Origin of the sequence: Paenibacillus arenilitoris, from assembly GCF_014705655.1 — a bacterium.
In the GTDB taxonomy this organism is placed as follows: Bacteria; Bacillota; Bacilli; order Paenibacillales; family Paenibacillaceae; genus Pristimantibacillus; species Pristimantibacillus arenilitoris.
Genome location: NZ_JACXIY010000001.1, coordinates 363145 through 379604 on the forward strand (window position 1 = coordinate 363145; position 16460 = coordinate 379604).

Annotated in this window: 16 protein-coding genes; 10 read left to right on the top strand and 6 right to left on the bottom strand. The window is 58.2% G+C overall.

From position 1 onward, the window contains the following. Positions 1–42: 42 nt before the first annotated feature. Positions 43–1476, bottom strand: coding sequence for a sulfatase family protein (locus tag IDH41_RS01220; RefSeq protein WP_190857512.1), 1434 nt, complete (start codon positions 1474–1476; stop codon positions 43–45). A gap of 173 nt (positions 1477–1649) precedes the next feature. Here IDH41_RS01220 and IDH41_RS01225 point away from each other — a divergent pair, with 173 nt between their 5' ends. Then, entirely contained in the window at positions 1650–2471 is an 822-nt protein-coding gene (locus tag IDH41_RS01225) for an AraC family transcriptional regulator (protein ID WP_190857514.1), read from the top strand. A gap of 51 nt (positions 2472–2522) precedes the next feature. On the opposite strand, the gene IDH41_RS01230 is transcribed toward IDH41_RS01225, so the two are convergent. Beyond that, the gene (locus tag IDH41_RS01230; RefSeq protein WP_190857516.1) at positions 2523–5468 is read right to left on the bottom strand and encodes a DEAD/DEAH box helicase; all 2946 of its coding nucleotides are present in this window, start codon (positions 5466–5468) and stop codon (positions 2523–2525) included. Then, positions 5465–7099 (bottom strand): SWIM zinc finger family protein, encoded by a 1635-nt coding sequence (locus IDH41_RS01235; RefSeq protein ID WP_190857518.1) that lies wholly within the window; start codon positions 7097–7099, stop codon positions 5465–5467. The genes IDH41_RS01230 and IDH41_RS01235 overlap by 4 nt, the downstream gene beginning before the upstream one ends. A 267-nt stretch (positions 7100–7366) precedes the next feature. Between IDH41_RS01235 and IDH41_RS01240 the strand changes: the two genes are divergently transcribed. The 6 genes from IDH41_RS01240 to IDH41_RS01260 all read left to right on the top strand — a co-directional run bounded on the left by IDH41_RS01240 (position 7367) and on the right by IDH41_RS01260 (position 9982). Continuing rightward, positions 7367–7546: a hypothetical protein gene (locus IDH41_RS01240; RefSeq protein ID WP_190857520.1), complete on the top strand. Its 180-nt coding sequence runs from the start codon at positions 7367–7369 to the stop codon at positions 7544–7546. A 147-nt stretch (positions 7547–7693) separates the two neighbouring features. Continuing rightward, the gene (locus IDH41_RS01245) at positions 7694–8173 is read left to right on the top strand and encodes an alpha/beta fold hydrolase (protein WP_190857522.1); all 480 of its coding nucleotides are present in this window, start codon (positions 7694–7696) and stop codon (positions 8171–8173) included. Continuing rightward, positions 8173–8304 carry a hypothetical protein gene (locus tag IDH41_RS31710; protein WP_263364551.1) on the top strand — a complete coding sequence of 44 codons (132 nt, stop codon included), beginning with the start codon at positions 8173–8175 and terminating at the stop codon, positions 8302–8304. The genes IDH41_RS01245 and IDH41_RS31710 overlap by 1 nt, the downstream gene beginning before the upstream one ends. A 158-nt stretch (positions 8305–8462) precedes the next feature. Continuing rightward, positions 8463–8873, top strand: coding sequence for a MerR family transcriptional regulator (locus IDH41_RS01250; protein WP_190857524.1), 411 nt, complete (start codon positions 8463–8465; stop codon positions 8871–8873). A gap of 6 nt (positions 8874–8879) precedes the next feature. Next, a complete protein-coding gene (locus tag IDH41_RS01255) occupies positions 8880–9395 on the top strand; it encodes a hypothetical protein (protein ID WP_190857526.1) in 516 nt (171 codons plus the stop codon). A 107-nt stretch (positions 9396–9502) separates the two neighbouring features. Then, the gene (locus IDH41_RS01260; RefSeq protein ID WP_190857527.1) at positions 9503–9982 is read left to right on the top strand and encodes a hypothetical protein; all 480 of its coding nucleotides are present in this window, start codon (positions 9503–9505) and stop codon (positions 9980–9982) included. A gap of 163 nt (positions 9983–10145) precedes the next feature. Here the strand turns inward: IDH41_RS01260 and IDH41_RS01265 are convergent, their stop codons facing one another. Next, on the bottom strand, positions 10146–11009 hold the full coding sequence (locus tag IDH41_RS01265; protein ID WP_190857529.1) for a serine/threonine protein kinase: 864 nt from the start codon (positions 11007–11009) through the stop codon (positions 10146–10148). Beyond that, positions 10996–11823: a class I SAM-dependent methyltransferase gene (locus IDH41_RS01270; RefSeq protein WP_190857530.1), complete on the bottom strand. Its 828-nt coding sequence runs from the start codon at positions 11821–11823 to the stop codon at positions 10996–10998. The genes IDH41_RS01265 and IDH41_RS01270 overlap by 14 nt, the downstream gene beginning before the upstream one ends. A 541-nt stretch (positions 11824–12364) precedes the next feature. Between IDH41_RS01270 and IDH41_RS01275 the strand changes: the two genes are divergently transcribed. After that, positions 12365–12652: a ChbG/HpnK family deacetylase gene (locus IDH41_RS01275; RefSeq protein ID WP_190857532.1), complete on the top strand. Its 288-nt coding sequence runs from the start codon at positions 12365–12367 to the stop codon at positions 12650–12652. 112 nt (positions 12653–12764) lie between these two features. Next, positions 12765–13277, top strand: a complete 513-nt coding sequence (locus tag IDH41_RS01280) for a CBO0543 family protein (RefSeq protein ID WP_190857534.1) — start codon at positions 12765–12767, stop codon at positions 13275–13277. 2 nt (positions 13278–13279) lie between these two features. Here IDH41_RS01280 and IDH41_RS01285 read toward each other — a convergent pair whose 3' ends face one another. Beyond that, a complete protein-coding gene (locus IDH41_RS01285; RefSeq protein WP_190857536.1) occupies positions 13280–14329 on the bottom strand; it encodes a LacI family DNA-binding transcriptional regulator in 1050 nt (349 codons plus the stop codon). A 362-nt stretch (positions 14330–14691) separates the two neighbouring features. On the opposite strand from IDH41_RS01285, the gene IDH41_RS01290 reads away from it, so the two are divergent. Next, positions 14692–16434, top strand: coding sequence for a DUF4185 domain-containing protein (locus IDH41_RS01290; protein WP_190857538.1), 1743 nt, complete (start codon positions 14692–14694; stop codon positions 16432–16434). Positions 16435–16460: the final 26 nt, after the last annotated feature.

Below are 16460 nucleotides of genomic sequence, written 5' to 3' on the forward strand. Positions count from 1 at the left end.
GAACCCCCTTCGCACGGAAGGGGGTTCGGTGACCGATCGGGCTTATTTCGCTCCGGTAAGCGTCGCGGTTCTTAAAATCCGGCGGTCTTCCGTCCAATTGTCGCGGTACCAGGTGCAGCTTTCGAACGTATCGCCGACCTGCTTCATTTTGCACTCGAGCAGCTCCCGGAAGCGCCCCAAAATATCGCCGTAACGGGAATCGTCCGCCAAATTATGCTGCTGAAGCGGATCCGCCGCATGATCGAAGAGCAGCTCCTTCCGATCGGAGCGGTAGACGGCGTACGTATACCGTTTGTCTCTCACGGCCCGCCATTCGTGCCCGTCGGCCCAATCCGCCGTTGCGCCGGTTCCCTGAAGGAAAGCCGCCTCCGGTTCCGGCCCGCCGCCCCCGAGCGCGAACGGGCTGAGATCCATCCCCTCGACTTCGCTCGGGACGGGCAGACCGAGCATGGTCAGCAGGGTTGGCATAATGTCGCAGGTGTTCAGGCAGACGTCGGTCTCCGCGCCGATCGGGGTCAGGCCGGGCTTGCGAACGAGGAAAGGAACGCGGATCGCTTCCTCGTAAAAAATGTTTTTCCCCTTTCGGCCGTGCGCGCCGAACAATTCCCCGTGGTCGGAGGTGAAGACGAAGATCGTATCGTCCTTAAGCCCCAGCTCGTCAACGGCCTCTATCAGCCGGCCGACGTTCCAGTCCAAATTGGCCGTCATCGCGTAATAGACGCGGAGCCATTCGGGGATTTGCTTGCGCTCTCTTGGCGACAGCTTGGCCCAGTTATCCGCGTAACGGTCGTTCTCGTCCTTGTAGTTGGAAGGGAGCGAGAAGTCGACGTCCTTGAATTTAGCCAAATATTCAGCGGGCACATTCTCCGGAACCCACGGGTCATGCGGCGTGCCGAAGGAGAGGAACAACGCGAACGGGCGGTCGTCGCCGGCCATGCGCTTCATTTGCTCGATAGCCAGGTTCGTCTGGCCGTCGGGCTCGTAGCCCTCCATCGGAATTTTGTCGGGACTGTCGGTATGATAGTACATATTGTAATATTCGTGGTGGAAATTGTAGGACGCCCAGTAGCCGTCGAAGCCGAGCCGATGCTCGCCCGGCGGCACGTAAGAGTTGCGTGGGTCGTAATGGTTGCCGAGCTCGTTCGCCCAAAGATGCCATTTGCCGATGTAAGCGGTGTCGTATCCGTGCTCGTGCAGCACATGCCCGAAGCCGCGATGGTTCGGGTTCATCGTAATTTCGTTGATGACCATGCCCGTACTCGTCGAATATTTGCCGGTAAAGAGCGAAGCCCGGTACGGCGCGCAAACGGGGTGCCCGGAAACGGCGTTCGAGAAGCTCATGCTCTCGGCGGCCAGCCGGTCGATGTTCGGGGTGATCGCTTTGCCGTCCCCGGTGTAGCCGCAAGCGGACAGCCGCAGCTGATCGGCAAAAACGTAAACCAGATTCGGGCGTGCGGCGCGTTGATCCTTTTCCATCCCATACAGCCTCCTGAATAACGGAATTTCCGATCGTTCGTTCGGATACCGTCTATTCTACGCCCGGACCGCTCCGCGTTTAATAGGAAATAGGGAAGAAAAGGTGCGGTTAACGGACATGTGGTACAATGGGGCAAAAGCTTAGCTGCAATCGCGAGGTGACGGTTTTGGACATGAAGCATGGAGAAGTATATTCGATTCCTTCCGATCTCGACATCGGCGTCTCCGTCCCGCTGATCGGGATCAATTACTGCCACGCCAATTACCGGAACGTCCGCGGCCGCTCCGATATTACGGTTCTCGCTTACGTGCTGCGCGGACAAGGCAGAATCCGGGTCGATTCGGCCACGCATCTACCGCGGGAAGGGGACGTATTCATTTTGCGCAAGGGGAGCTACCATGAAGTGACGGCCATGCCCGATCAAGAGGGCTACTGGACTTATTTATGGTACAATCTCCACGGCAACAGCGACGAGCTGTTATCCGCCTACCAGCTGAAGGAGAAGGCGCACATTCCGAACGCGCCGCTGGAAGATATGTTCCGCAAAGGATTTCGCCTGGTGAAGCGGAACCGGCGGACGAACGCGGAGCAGGCGCAGACCGGCATCCAGCTCGTATGCACGGAAATATTGATCGCGCTTACGCGGCTGCTGAAGGGGCGGAACTTGATGCTGTCCGAGCAAACGATGCGCGTCAAGCATTATTTGGACCATCTGGCCGGCCCGTTCGATTCGGAGCTGTTGAGCAGGCAGATGGCCATGTCCTACAAGCAGCTTAACCGGCTGTTCAAGAAGGAGACCGGCACGACGATCTACCATTACCTGCTGTCGCGAAAAATCGCCCAGGCGGAAATGATGCTGAAGGACACGAGCATGACCGTCAGCGAAATCGCCTTTCATCTCGGGTACGAGGACCCGCACTACTTCTCGAATCTGTTCAAGCTGAAGACGGGTACGAGCCCGACCGCCTTCAGGCAGCGGTCGGCTCAATCGTAGATGCGTTCGCGGAAGCGGGCTCGCACGTATAAAGACGGCGGACGATAGTCGTTAATGGCTCCAATCCTGCCGCAGCGCGAACAGATCCCGGAGCGCTTCCGTCGACAGCTCGGTGATCCAGCCCTCGGAGCCCGAGATCACGTTGTCGCTGAGCTGCTGCTTGCCGTCGATCATTTCGTCGATGCGCTCTTCGAGCGTGCCGAGCGCAATGAATTTGTGCACCTGCACGTCGCGCGTCTGACCCATCCGGTAGGCGCGGTCCGTCGCCTGGTTCTCGACGGCCGGATTCCACCAGCGGTCGAAGTGGAACACATGGTTCGCGGCCGTCAGGTTGAGGCCGACGCCGCCCGCCTTGATCGACAGGATGAACGCGCCCGGCTCCTCGCCGGGCGGCAGCCCCGTCCGCTGGAACCGCTCGATCATGCGGTCTCGGGCCGATTTGGAGGTGCTGCCGTTCAAGTACAGAACCGGCTCTTGCAGCTCCCGCTCGAGCACCCGCTGCATCATAAGCCCCATGCCGACGTATTGCGTAAAAATGAGGCATTTATCCCCTTCGTCGCGCAGCTCCTTCACCATGGCGAGCAGCCGTTCCAGCTTGGACGAACGGGAGACGAGCCTATCCGTATCCAGATCGGCTTCGGAGGCGGCGGCAATCTCTTCGGCGGCTTCCTTCGCCGCGAGGATCGGATGGTCGCAAATCTGCTTAAGCCGCGTCAGGGCGGACAGGATCGCGCCTTTGCGCTCGATGCCTTCGAGCGATTGCATTCTCTCCATCAGCTGATTGACCGTCTGATTGTAAAGCGCGCCTTGCTCGGCCGTGAGATGGATATACGTTTTCATCTCGTTCTTTTCCGGCAAATCCAGCCGAATATGAGGATCCTTTTTTTTGCGGCGAAGCATGAACGGCTTGACCAGCTTCTGCAAGTCGGCGGTCCTCTCCGCGTCGCGCTCCTTCTCGATGGCGTTGGCGAACCGGTTCGTAAACGCGGTCAGGCTGCCCAAATAATTCGGGTTCATAAAGTCGTAGATCGACCACAGCTCCGACAGCCGGTTCTCGATCGGCGTGCCGGTGAGCGCGATCCGGTGCTTGGCCGGCAGACTGCGGACGGCGCCGGACTGTTTCGTTTGGGCGTTTTTAATGTTCTGCGCCTCGTCCAGGCTGACGGAAGCCCATTCGTGCCGCCCAAGCAGCTCTTGATCGAGAGCGGCGGTGGCGTAGGAGGTCAGGACGACATCCGTCTCGCCAAGCCCGGCGCGGAACGCGTCTCCGCCTAGCCGCCTAGCTCCGTAATGGAGCATAACCCGCAGCGAAGGCGCGAACCGGGCCAGCTCCTTCTGCCAATTGCCGAGCACCGAGGTCGGGCAAATGATGAGAGAGGCCGACCCCGCTGCGCGGCGGGCCGGCAGCTGCCGCACGTGCAGCAGGTAGGCGATCAGCTGCACCGTTTTGCCAAGGCCCATATCGTCGGCCAAGCAGGCGCCCAGTCCGATGCGCCTCATGAACGCCAGCCAAGCGTAGCCGTCCCTCTGATACGACCGAAGCTCGGCCCGGAGCCCGTCCGGCGCGGCAAGCTTCGGCCATTCCGTATGCCCGCCCAGCTGGCTGATGATCCGTTCCAGATGCTCGTTCAGCTCCACCTCCAGCCGGAGGCGTCCGTTATGGCCGCCTGCCCGGCTTGCCGGCTCTTCCTCCTCATCGTCCTTCCCGCTCCCGAGCAGATGAAGCTGAAGCACGTCTTGGAACGACAAGCCTTGCGAACGGTCGATGCCCGCCATCGCTTTGCGGATTTGGGCGAGCAGGGCGGGGTCGAGCACAACCCATTGCCCGCGAAAGCGGACGAGCCGTTCGCTGCCGGCGACGAGCCCGGCGAATTCCTCTTCCGTCAAGTCCGTCTCGCCGATGGACACGCGCCAATCGAAATCGACCAGCGAATCGAGGCCGAACAAGGAATCGCCCGTGCCGCTTCCGGCCCCGGAAGCGACTTTGGCCCGAAGACGGGGCTTCGCGCGGCTGGCCGTCTCCCACCAGGCCGGAAGCAGCACCTGCCACCCGGCTTCGAGCAGCCCGGCGCTGCCTTCCGTCAAGAACCGCCACGCCTCTTCGCCGGATAGCGGCGTGCTCAGCACGTCTTCACGATGGCCGGACATTCGCTCCCTTGGCAGGCAGGCGCGCAGCCGGCCCAGCCACCCCTCGGCACGGCCGTCCAACGACGGGGACCATGCCGCGGGCCACGCGCCGGATACGCCGCCGTCCGCGCCAAGGCGTACCGGCACGAGCGCCGCCGGATCCCGCTTGTCCTGCAGAACAAGCCGCAGACGCCAAGCGGTCGCTCCCTCCTCCGGCTCGAGCAGCTGGAGAACGGGACGGAACGGCGCCGTATCGGCTCTCCAGCCGGCGGCGACCAGCCACGCCTGCGCGTCCATGCCCGCCATCGCCGCCGGATTGCCGCTAAATAGAAGCGGATAGTCCCGCCTCAAATCGGCGGCCGCCGATTCCGTGCCGTAATGGCGGTGGAAGACGGCCGCGGAGAACGCCGCGCTCAATCCTTCCGCGAAGGCGGCATCCGCTTGCTTCAGGCTCGCCCGGGCTGACGCGTCCAAGGCCGATTCGTCCCATGTCCACCGCAGCTTGCCCTCTCGATGGGCGCGGTAGCTCGGCACGTAAGACCGCTCCTCGATGCAGGCGCCGAGCGCTCCGGCAAGCGGGAAGACGAGCCCGGCTTGCTCGCCCCACGTCCAGTGCACATGCTCCAGCAGCCGGTTTTCCGCAAAGAAGGGGATGACCAGCTCGGCGGGAAGCACGATAAGGTCGATGCCCTGCGCCTGCTCCAGCTCGAGCTCGGTCCCGTAGACGGAAGGCGCGTGCCAGGCGAACAGCCGCTGCTTGAGCGCCAATCCGTCCAGCGGTTCTCCGTCCCGGCCGAAGCCGTAGAGGAGAGCGTCGCCATGCGAGGTCAGGCTGATTTCGACCTTGATGGCATCCATATGCGCGTTCATTCGATCCATTCCCCCTTCCGCAGCTCCTCCTGCAAGGCCCGAAGCCGGCTGTGGCGCTTCGCGAACGAGGCCATGAACCGGTCCCATCCGAGCGTATCGTTCATGCCGGCGTAGAGCTTCTCCAACCGTCCAAGCAGCTTGGCGGCAGCGGCGTAGCCTTCTTTGTTTTTGAGCAAAATCGCCCGTTCGACGGCTTGGTGATAATAGGGCAGCAGAAGGCGCGGTTCCTGCTTCTCGATCGTGGCGAGCACGGCCGCGTCGTGTTCCAGCGGCTCGCTCCCCGTACTAAGCCGGTAGTCCATCCAATGCCGCCATTTGCCGTACGCAAGCAGCTTCTCGCCGTAAATTTCCGCCGCATGGGGCAGAAGGCCGGCAAGCGCGTCCCACATGCCCGGCTCGGCCTCCGGCAGCTGCCGCACGGCGGCGTCCCAATAGCCCGAGTAGCGGCGAATCAGCTCCTTATTTCGGGCGTCCAGCAAGGGCGAGGCGGCGGTCAGCCATTCGCACAGCCGCTCCGGCTGCCCGAGCTCGAGCAGCCGCTCGAGCAAGGCAAGCAGATCCTCTTCGCGGATCGCGAAGCCGCTCGCAAGCTCTTCCATGCACGACAACGCCTCCCGGTCTTGCGCCAGCCGAAAGTGCAGCTTCGCGCGCGCGAGCAGCCACGGATAACGGGATAAGGCTGCCCCCAGCCGCTCGCTTGCCTCTTGCAGCCGATCCAATTCTTCGCGGTACAAATCTTGGCCGTTCGCATGAGGAACGAGCCAGTGCGTCCATAGCCGATCGTAGGCGCCCCAAAAATAGCTTCCGCTCTTCGGTTCGGCCAGCATCCGTTCCCGCACATACGCCAGCGTCTCCATCAGGAGCGGCCTGCACTCCGGTTCGTCTGCAAGCGGCAGCTCTTGCTGGAAAAAGCGGACGACCGCTTCCCCTACTTCCTCGGCCGCGCTGCGCGTGCTATAGCCGATAAACGTCCCCTGAGCTTGCGCGGTGAGCTGCGCGAGCAGGAAGAGATAGCTATGCAGCTCGTATAGCTGCTTCCTTGCGGGAGGAAGCGCCGGCTCCGGTCGCATGCCGGCAATGGCGGTTAGCGCGTCTTGGGCGTATTGGAGGTTGCGGGTGCGGTCCGACAAGGGAGACACGCAGAGCGCGAACAGCTCGTGCCATTCGGCCGCGCTCATCGCGCCCGCGCGAGCGGCCCGCATTTGCAGCTCGGATCGGGCGGGGCCGTGCTTGGCCGGCGGGGCGTCCGTGCGGATAGCGCGCTGAGGCGCGCGCTTCGGCGCAGGCTTCGCTTGCGACGCCTCTCCCGCATGGATTAGCGCCTGCGGGGACCGCTGCTGCACGCGGGCGTATTCAAGCAGGGCCGCCAGCATATGGGCGCAGCCCGCGGCAGAGCCGCATGAGCAGGAGCTCACCGCAAAAAAATCCAAATCGAATTGAACGCGATGCTCGCCGTCGTCCTCGACGACCGCTTCAAGCTGCCGCGGCGCCGGCATCGCGAGCCGGTCGACGCGCCTCTGCGTGTAGAGTTCGTTTCCTCGCGCGATCGCGGCCCGATCGAACTGCTCGGCTACGTCCGATACGAGCATCGCCCATTGAACCTGATCGATTTTGTAAAACGGGTATTCCATCTCTATTAATCTCCCTATACGGACATATGTTCTATCTTACTACTATAAAGCATATTTCCGCGACTTCCTAGCCGTTAATGGCGTTGCGAACGAAGAGATTGCGAGAATGCGGCCGCATGCTTTCGAAATAGGCGCGGAGGGAGCATCCCATGTCCGTAAAAAGCGAATTATCGAACGTTTTCTGCTCATATCGGATTTTTCATTCGGATTTTCATTCGATATACTTAGATAAGCCGATTGCAGAACATTAGCTGGAGGATGATTGACTTGACTTATATGGATATGTTGGGACGACGGAGCATTATTTTGAAGCGCAGCATCAACCGATTGATCATGAAGAAGAACAGGCAGGGGCTCAGCGTGCAGGAGAGCAACTTCTATCAGAGCATGCTCCGAAAATGGCATCAGAACGAGCATGAGCTAAGCGTCGTCCGAAAGCAGCCGTAGTCGGGGATTGTCCGTATCCGGATTCTATTGTCAAAATATTGAAGTTTCGCTATAATCGTCAATAAACTAAAAGGAAAGCGCGGGACCGGACGGATCTTCGCGTTTTTTTATTTTACGGATAGCATAAGGGGAAAGGGGAAGAGGCGGATGCGCATCTCTCACGCCGAACATAACGGCATCGCGATTCACTATTACGATACGATTGACGAATCCGATCCGGAACGGACGCCGCTCGTCATTTGTCCCGGGTTGTCCGAAACGGCGGAGGAATATTTCGATTTGGCGGAAGCCGCGCTGCCCGCCAGATGCATTGCGCTTTCTTTTCGGGGGAGGGGAAGGAGCGCCACCGCGAACATCAGGCCGGTGGCCGTAACCGGCATTCAGAGAGATTCGGCGCGGATCGATCTGGAAAGCCCGCTGGCGATGCCGGTGTTCGTCGCGCGGGGCTTGCGGGAAGGATCGCTCGTTACGGACGACGATCTCGCGCGCTACAAGAGGATGTGCCGGGACCTTGCGATCGCGGAGTATCCCCGTTCCGGCCACTCTTTAAAAGGCGCGGATAAGGAAATTTTTTACGGCGATATGATCCGGTTCTTAGAGCGGAATGATAGGAAGGGGAAGCCTTAATGGACGTTCTGATCGTAATCCTGCTTGTTATCGCCATCGCGCTGCTGCTTCGCATCAACGCCAAGCTGCCCGGGCGCGACCGGGCGAAGGAAGCGGTGGACCGGTATCTCGAAGAACGAAAGAAGGGGTAGCCGCGCCGACCGGGCGGCTGCGGAAACAAACGGAATGCATCCGGGCAAGTAGCCGGATGCATTCCGTTTTTTGTTTACAATTTTAATTTGTTACAGTAAACTGTGACTATAACATTTAAGTGTTACGGTGGCGATCAGGTTTAAAAGGAGGACTTCGGATGAACCATTACACGGCGAAGCAAGTGGCGGAGCTTTTGCAGAAGGACGATCCGCAAATGAATTTACGAACCGTCAGGTACTATACGCAGATCGGCGTTATTCCTCCGCTTGAGCTCGCCGGCAACAAGCGGGTGTACACGGACCATCATGTCGCCTGCTTCCGCGCAATCCTTGCCCTGTCCAAAAGCGGCGAGACGCTGGCAAGCATTCAGCGCAAGCTGCAGGGGCTTTCCATGGAGGAGGTCAGAAGGATCGGGGAGACGCTGCCGCTGCTTCAGGCCGAACAGATTTTGAGCCATGAAACATACGTGATCAGCGAGGACGTCGTGCTTTCGATCAGCGCCCGGACGGCGCCGAAGCTGAAATCGGACATTATCCGAGCCGTTACGCGGCTCGTACAAGGAGAGTGAAGCGTCATGCTGACCGTCAAACCGGCCAAGTCGAAGCTCGAGCGGCAAGAGGGCATGAATCATCTATGGATAAGCTATCAGCCGAGTATGGGGGCAACGAACGTCAGGATCGTTCTCGAGCTGCCCGCTGGGGTATATCGGAGTCGAAATTTGAACGGTTTCCACGAGAACGAGGCTGACGAAATCGTCGTCTATGAACCCGGAAAGGCCGACGGCTTTTTTATCGAAATCTTTACGCGGGAGGCGATCGATTGCGGGATGAAGACGATTCGTGCGGTTTTGTTATTAGAGGATCGGCACGGAACGCAGCATCGGCTTGAGCAGACGGTATCGCTAGAGGTCGCGGATGAGGAGGACATGGACGACGTTCGGATCGATGATGAGCTCATCCGCAGGCTCAAGGATCTCCCGCCGCCCGGCGACGGGGACGAGCGCCGGGACGAGGACGGTAAGCATCGCTTCATAAGGCTGGCTCCCGGCCCGTTCTCGGACCTGGAGAAGAAATACCGAATTGAAGGGTAACTGACATAAGCGTAGGCGGCTCCATATCGCTTTTTATTGCAACAAAACCATCGATTTTGCGTCCAATCTAATGAAATCGTTATACCTGCATAAGGAGGTTACCCGTATTGAAGCATGCCGTTTCAATCGTGATTATGGCAATGATCCTCGCGCTTGCCGGCTGCGGGACGAGTACGCCGTCGGAGCCCCGGGCGGACATGTTCAGCGTGAAGGTGGAAATGCCGGAAGCCGCCCGAGCCGGAGAGACGTTCGTCGTCGAAGGAGCTCTGGCGAACGGTTCCCGCTCCGAATGGAAAATCGAGCACGGCGCGGACATGTTCACTTATGCCGTCTTCGACGAGGAGGGGAATCCCGTTCTTCAGGACGGTTCGAAGTACGTGCATATGATCGGTTTCGGCAAGGTTTTGGAGCCGGACGAATCCTATTCGAACGACGGGGAAGGCCATGTTCTCCCGCCAAACAACGAGCTCAAGCTGAAGGCAGGGAGCTACACGCTCGTCGCGACGGCCGAATTCCGCATCAAGCATGGCGGTGAAGATTTGCCGTTCAAAATTCAATCGAAGCCGTATCCGCTTCATGTATCGTAAATCGGGGCGCCGCTGAAATCTCTTCCAAATGATGCGATTTTGCCGGCAGCGGGGCGATCAGGTCTAATTTCTAGACCTGATCTGCCTAAACAAGCTCAAATTTGCGCATCAGATCTAATGTTTAGATCTGATCTGTCGAGGTACCGCCGCCGTTCCCGTGCAGTCAATCGCTTGCCGGTCGCTCTCCGTCTTCGCCCAAGTCCGCCGCCTTCAGCCACTCCCGGTAAAATTCGCCGACGCTATCGTAACGATCATCCCGCTCGGGGGAAGCGGCTTTGGAGGCTACCCGGTACAGCGCATCCGACCCCCGCCAATCTCCGCGATCGCGGCTGCCGTCGTTCCCGAGGAACACGAAGGCCGCGGCTCCCATCGTAAAGACGTTCGTCCGCCGGTCGATCCGGCTGCCCCTTATGAACTCCTCCGGCGCCATGAAACGGGAGGACCCGAACAGCCGATCCGCTTCCAGAAGAAACGGCCCCCTCGCGTAATGGTCAAAGTCGCACAAATGCAGCGCTTCCCGGCCGAAATCGTAAAGGATGCAGCCGTCGTAAAAATCCACCGCGACATAACCCAAGCTCTCCAAATAGACATGCGTCTCGTATACGGCGTTCAGCGCGGCGATGATTTTCCCGCTCGGCAGCCGCCTGAAGCGGTAGTGCGGCGATTCAGGTCTGCTTCGGCCTTCCTTTCCCGGAAAATCCGGAGAATGCAACACCTCGCCGCCGACCCATTCGTAGACGAGGGCGAGGCCGCCGCCTCCGGTCCGAAACGCGTGCAGCAGCTTCGGTATCCGGGGATGCCGCGCTTCATGGTGGAAGGCGATGGCCTGCTTCAAAAACCCGACAGCCGGGGGCAGCGCGGCGAACTTAACGAAAAAGTTGCGTCCCCCGCATTCTATGCCGTAAGAGACGCAGCCCGAATCCTGCTTGTCGAATACGGCGAAGACGTCTCCGACTTCGGACAGATAGTCCAATAGATGACCGTCGATCGCTTCGTTCTGGAGCAGCAAGCATTTATCGTTTTTCATTTGGCGTCCTCCTTTGACTCTCCGGCGCTTTCGCGTGGAGAAGGTAATGGAAGCTCGTCATTTGGAGACCCCGCTCGCCGCGGTTTCGTTCGAAAGTGGTACGGATTCCGTCCATGCTGGTTTCCTTCAAGTATGCGAGGACGCGCTCGTTCTGGCCGAAGCCTGCCATCGCGACGACGTCTTCCGCCGAAGGGAGATATACCGTGTCGCGGAGGACGCGGACAACTACATCGGGTAATCCGCTGCCGGCAAGCCGCTCGCGAATCTTATCGAGAATGGGGGTGCCGGGGGCGGAAGGGGCGAACAAACCGGGAAAGAGCCGGCTCAGCTCTCCGCCTTCGCCATTGCCGTCTCCTGGATGAAGAGCCAGCAGCTCTCCGCCCGGACGGAGAATCCGGCTTGCCTCGGAGTACCAGCTGGTCGGTCCCTTCCTTGTATAGGCAACGTCGAAATAGCCGTCTTCGAACGGAAGCCCTTCATGCGTTCGGCCAAGAACATAACGGACATTCGGCTTGCGGGAACGCCGTGCCGTCGTCAGGAAGCCCTCGGTCATGTCGTAGCCGACGACTTCATCGGCTTGCTCCGCCCAGCGGCTCGTGAATTCGCCGTGGCCGCAGCCGACGTCGAGCACGCGGCCTCGGATCAGTCCGGCCAGTTGCGCCGCGAACAAATCCTCCGCCGATACGCCTTCCGTCGCGCAGTTCCACGTGTACGCATAACGCCCGGTCTGTGCGGCGAGCTGGTCGCACCAAGGCTTCGACTGCCCTGGCAGCCATTCGGGATGTCTTGTTAAATCGGGAAAAATAAGCTCCACCTCCATAATCGCTATTGATTAGCCGGCCGGCATCCACCATCTTAGCCGATATTTTCCTGAAATTGTAGACTTATAATGAACGGAGAGTTATAATAAGATCATAAGGAGCCGGAAATAGGCCCCTTTATTTAAAAACACCCAAAATCACCAGTCACTCTCGTCCCTTTTAGGCGGCGGGAGTTTTTTTATGGCATACGGCAAAAAAAGCAAAAAACGTCCAAAGAGGACGCTTTTTGTTTTTCTAAAAGAAGTTAACGCGTAATGACGGCTACGATTTTATTGATGGGCACGAACATTTTCGTCCCGAGCAACGTTCTAAGCACGACGACTCCCTTTTTCACGTTTATGACCCTGCCTGCCAACTCTTCCTGCGAAAGCGTTTTGAGAACGGGCTTCGGGCCGCCTCTCGCATCCGAATCGCCGCAGGGCGCCAACTCAGAACAAAAGTCAAACCTCATCATACAATTATCCATCTTAGCGTCGGCGGAATTCCGTTATCATGAAAGCAGCAATCTTATTCAGGAAGGGAGAAGGGACTTCGATGGCCTCAACCATCTATTTGGTTACCCGGGGAGACGACCTCGGAAGCAGCCGCTCCGCGAATGCCGGCATACTCGAAGCATGCCGGAGCGGCCTATTGAAAAACGTATCGGTTATGGCATGCGCGCCCTATGCGGAAGAAGCGGCGGAGCTGCTTCGGGACGCGCCCGGCGTATGCTTCGGGATTCACGCGACTTTCAATGCCGAATGGGATTTCGTTCGATGGGGGCCTGTCCTGCCGAGGGAGCTCTTCATTACCGGCATTACGCTCGGTTCGGTCAAGGAATAAAGCAATGCGGCGCGCCATCCGTTACGGATGGCTTTTTTGCTTTAAACAAAAGGTTTACCTATCGCTCATTTGGGAATAAAAGTAAGTAAAAAAAGAGAGGGGCTACGGCGGTATGGTCGCTATCATCTATTCCAGTCTTTGGATACTCGCCGCCTTCAAATTCGGCGACCGCAACTGGGAGCGCTATTACCCGACGATGCTGTTCGCGGCTATAGGCAATTTACTGTATGAATTGATCTGTTACGATTTCCAGCTCTGGCAGCTGGAACCGAACGGGCTTCCCGTCGCCATGATCCCGATCCTGCTCCTGATCACGGTCGGCATGCCGCTATCGACGTGGATTTTTCTTTCCCGCTACCCGGAGGACAAAGGAGTGCTCGGGAAAGCCGGGTATATCCTGCTGTTCATCGCTATATTCATCCTGCTCGAATACATATCGGTATTGACCGGCGCGATCACGTATCACAACGATTGGAACCTCTTCTGGTCCTTTCTCTTCAACATCGTCATGTTCATTATGCTGCGAATCCATTACCGCAAGCCGCTCTTCGGCTTGATGCTGTCCGCGGCCTATACGGGGCTGCTTATCGTCATGTTCGACGTTACCTTCGACAAGATGAAGTAGCTTTACCGAATCGGCGCGGTTGATTCGCGGACGAGCAGCCGCGGCTCGATGCGGAGCTGGACGGGCGCCGATTCCTGAATTTTCCCCTCGATTTTGTCGATAAGAATCTGGCAAGCCTTCTCCCCGATCTGCTGAATGGAGGTCTCGACCGTCGTTAACGGCGGATCCAGTACCGAGCTTAGGTATACGCCTTCGTAACCGCCGACCGATACGTCCTCCGGTATGCGGAGTCCAAGCTTCTTCAAGGCGATATAGACGGAGGAAGCGGTAATATCGTTAGCGACGAACAGGGCCGTCGGCCGGTCGGCGGCGGTCAACCAGGCAACGAATTCGCGGTTGTCGCTCAAAATGTTCTCACTGTTCATCTGTTTTACGTGGTAATGGAGATGGAATGGAACGATTGAACGTTCGCCGTCGTCCAGCCCCCTCTCGTTCAACGCTCTCCGATAACCTTTGATCCGATCCAGCACCTCGGAAGAACGCTTCAATTTGGCGCCGTACACGAAGCCGATGCGCCGGTGTCCCAAATCGAGCAAATGCTTGGTCATCATATAGCCGCCAAGCTCGTCGTCGCACACGACGTAATCGCAGTCCAGGTCGCGAAAATATTTCGTATAAAGAACGAACGGCACGCCTTCCGCCTTCAGCTTGCGGTAGTTGGCGCTGACCAAGGAATGAAAGGCCAGAAATCCGTCCACCATATTGTTTTTGTACTTTTCGATATAGGAGCTCTCCAGGCTCGGACTCGCCATCGGACCGACGAATATCGTGTAGCCCCGGCTCATGGCGTATGGAACGGCGCCGTGGATAATTTGATTCTGGTAATCGTCATGAAAGGGAGCGGAGACGAGCAAGGCAAGCGTGTTCGTTTTACCGTTGGCGAGGCTCTTGGCCATATGATTCGGCACGTAACCTAGCTCGCTCGCGACTTCCTTCACTTTGCGGACGGTCTCCTCGCTGATCGAGCCTTCGCCGCGCATCGCGAGCGACGCCGCCATTTTGGATATGCCAACAACTTTGGCTATGTCTTCCAGTTTCACTCTTTTTTTCATCCGTTATCTCCTGCCCGAAGCGTCGGTTCATTGGTTTCGCTTGTAAAGATTAGCATCATTATATTAAAAATCGAAGAGGCAACGCAATGTCGGAGCAAAATTGCCCTTGCATAATGGCCAGGGTATATTTTATAATCGCTTTACCGGTAAATTTACCGGTAAAGTAAATACGAGATGAGGATCTTGCCGGATTTTATGGCTAGCGATCAAGTCAGCCCTGTCGAATGTAGATTCCAACGACCGCGAAGGCGGCATAAAGGAGGCGGTGTCGGAAAAAATGCCCGAAAGACTCGCACGTTTGAAAGCGCTTCTATAATAAATTCGCCGATGCTTTAGGCGACCTATTGGAGGATGAGCAAACGATGATGAGAAAATTGTTCGCTGCAAGCTTTTCTATTCTTCTACTGACCGGGCTGGCGGCCGTCCCGGCCTGGGCGGTGACGCCCGAGAATGTGACGACGGTCTCCAGAGTGACCGGCAAGACGCAGCCTGCAGACGATTTTCCAAACCCGAATCAGACACATTCGAATTATCACGTATGGGGGACGGATCTTGGCATTATGTGGGATGGGGGCAACGGAAAGATCATGATCGCATTCGGCGATACGGACGGGAGCGCGGCGGTGCCGGATTGGCGGAGCAACACGCTGGCAATCTCGACCGATACCTTGCCGGCCGACGGCCTTGCCATCGACACGATGATCCAGAACCCGCCGGGCCGAGCCAAACAAATTATACCGTCCAAGAAGATCAACAACGACGAGATTACCGTCATCCCGACAGCCGGCATCACGGTCGGAACCCGGCATTACATTCACTTCATGTCGGTCAAACACTGGGGAACGGACGGCAACTGGCTGACGAACTACGCGGGCATCGCTTATTCGGATGACGACGGGCTGACGTGGACGAAGGACGCGAATGCAAGGTGGATGAACGATGCAACCGGGTCCAGCCGGTTTCAGCAAGCGGCTTTCGTAAAGGACGGCGGCTACGTCTACATGTATACGACCAAGAACGGCAGAGTGGGGAATATTTTTTTAACCCGCGTGCCGGAGGCCGATATGCTGGATAAAGCTTCATACGAGTATTGGAGCGGAAACGGCTGGACGCTTAACGACGAAGCGGCCGCGAAGCCGGTAGCGATGGGCCCGGCCGGCGAAATGTCCGTCGCCTACAACTCCCATTTCGACAAATGGTTCATGGCATACAAAAATAAGGCCCGCCAGGCGCTCGTCATCCGCGAAGCGGACGAACCGACGGGACCGTGGACCGGGGAAAAAATTGTTAAACGAGGGGCCGGCTTGTATGGACCGTTCATTCATCCTTGGTATAACGACGGCGACGAGCTGTACTTCACGATGTCGAGGTGGCGGCCGGAGTACAACGTATTTTTCATGAAGGCCGACCTTGTGGAAGACAGTCTGGAAGGCAACCTATTAAGCGATCCCGGCTTCGAGGACCAGCTTGCGGACGAAGCGGCGGCGCCTTGGTACGCGGCAGGAAGCGCCGTTATGGAAAGAAGCCTCGGCTTGTCCTACGCGGGAGCGAATAACGTCCTGCTCAGCGGAACGACGGGAACCCATGCGATCAAGCAGCAGGTCGCCCTCGAACCGAATACGACGTATACGCTGAAGGGGCGGTTTCATTCTTCCGCCAACAACGCGAACGGGTATTTGGGCGCGCGGCTTACGGGAGGAGGAGCGATTTTGAACGAAAAGGGCTTCGGGGCCTTGTCCTCCTATACCGAGCAATCGGTCGCGTTCACGACCAACGACATCGCGATCGTCGAAATTTATGCCGGCATGACCGCAGGCGGGGACGAAGCTTGGGTCCGAGCGGACGACTTGACGCTGACCAAAGGCGTCGACTTTGCCGGTCTCCGTCAACTGACGGAAGCTTATGCGGAACAAGAGGGCATCGCGACGGCCTTGAAGGCCAAATTAAGCGCGGCTGAAGGCGAGCAGGCAAGAGGGAATGCCCTTGCAAGCAACAAGCTTCTGAACGCATACATCCACCAAGTCCGGGCGCAGCTCGGCAAGGCGATCGAACCGGACGATGCCGGGCGGTTAATCCAATTCGCGGAGCAGCTGAAGGAGCAATAATCGGACCGCACCTGACATTTTGCAAT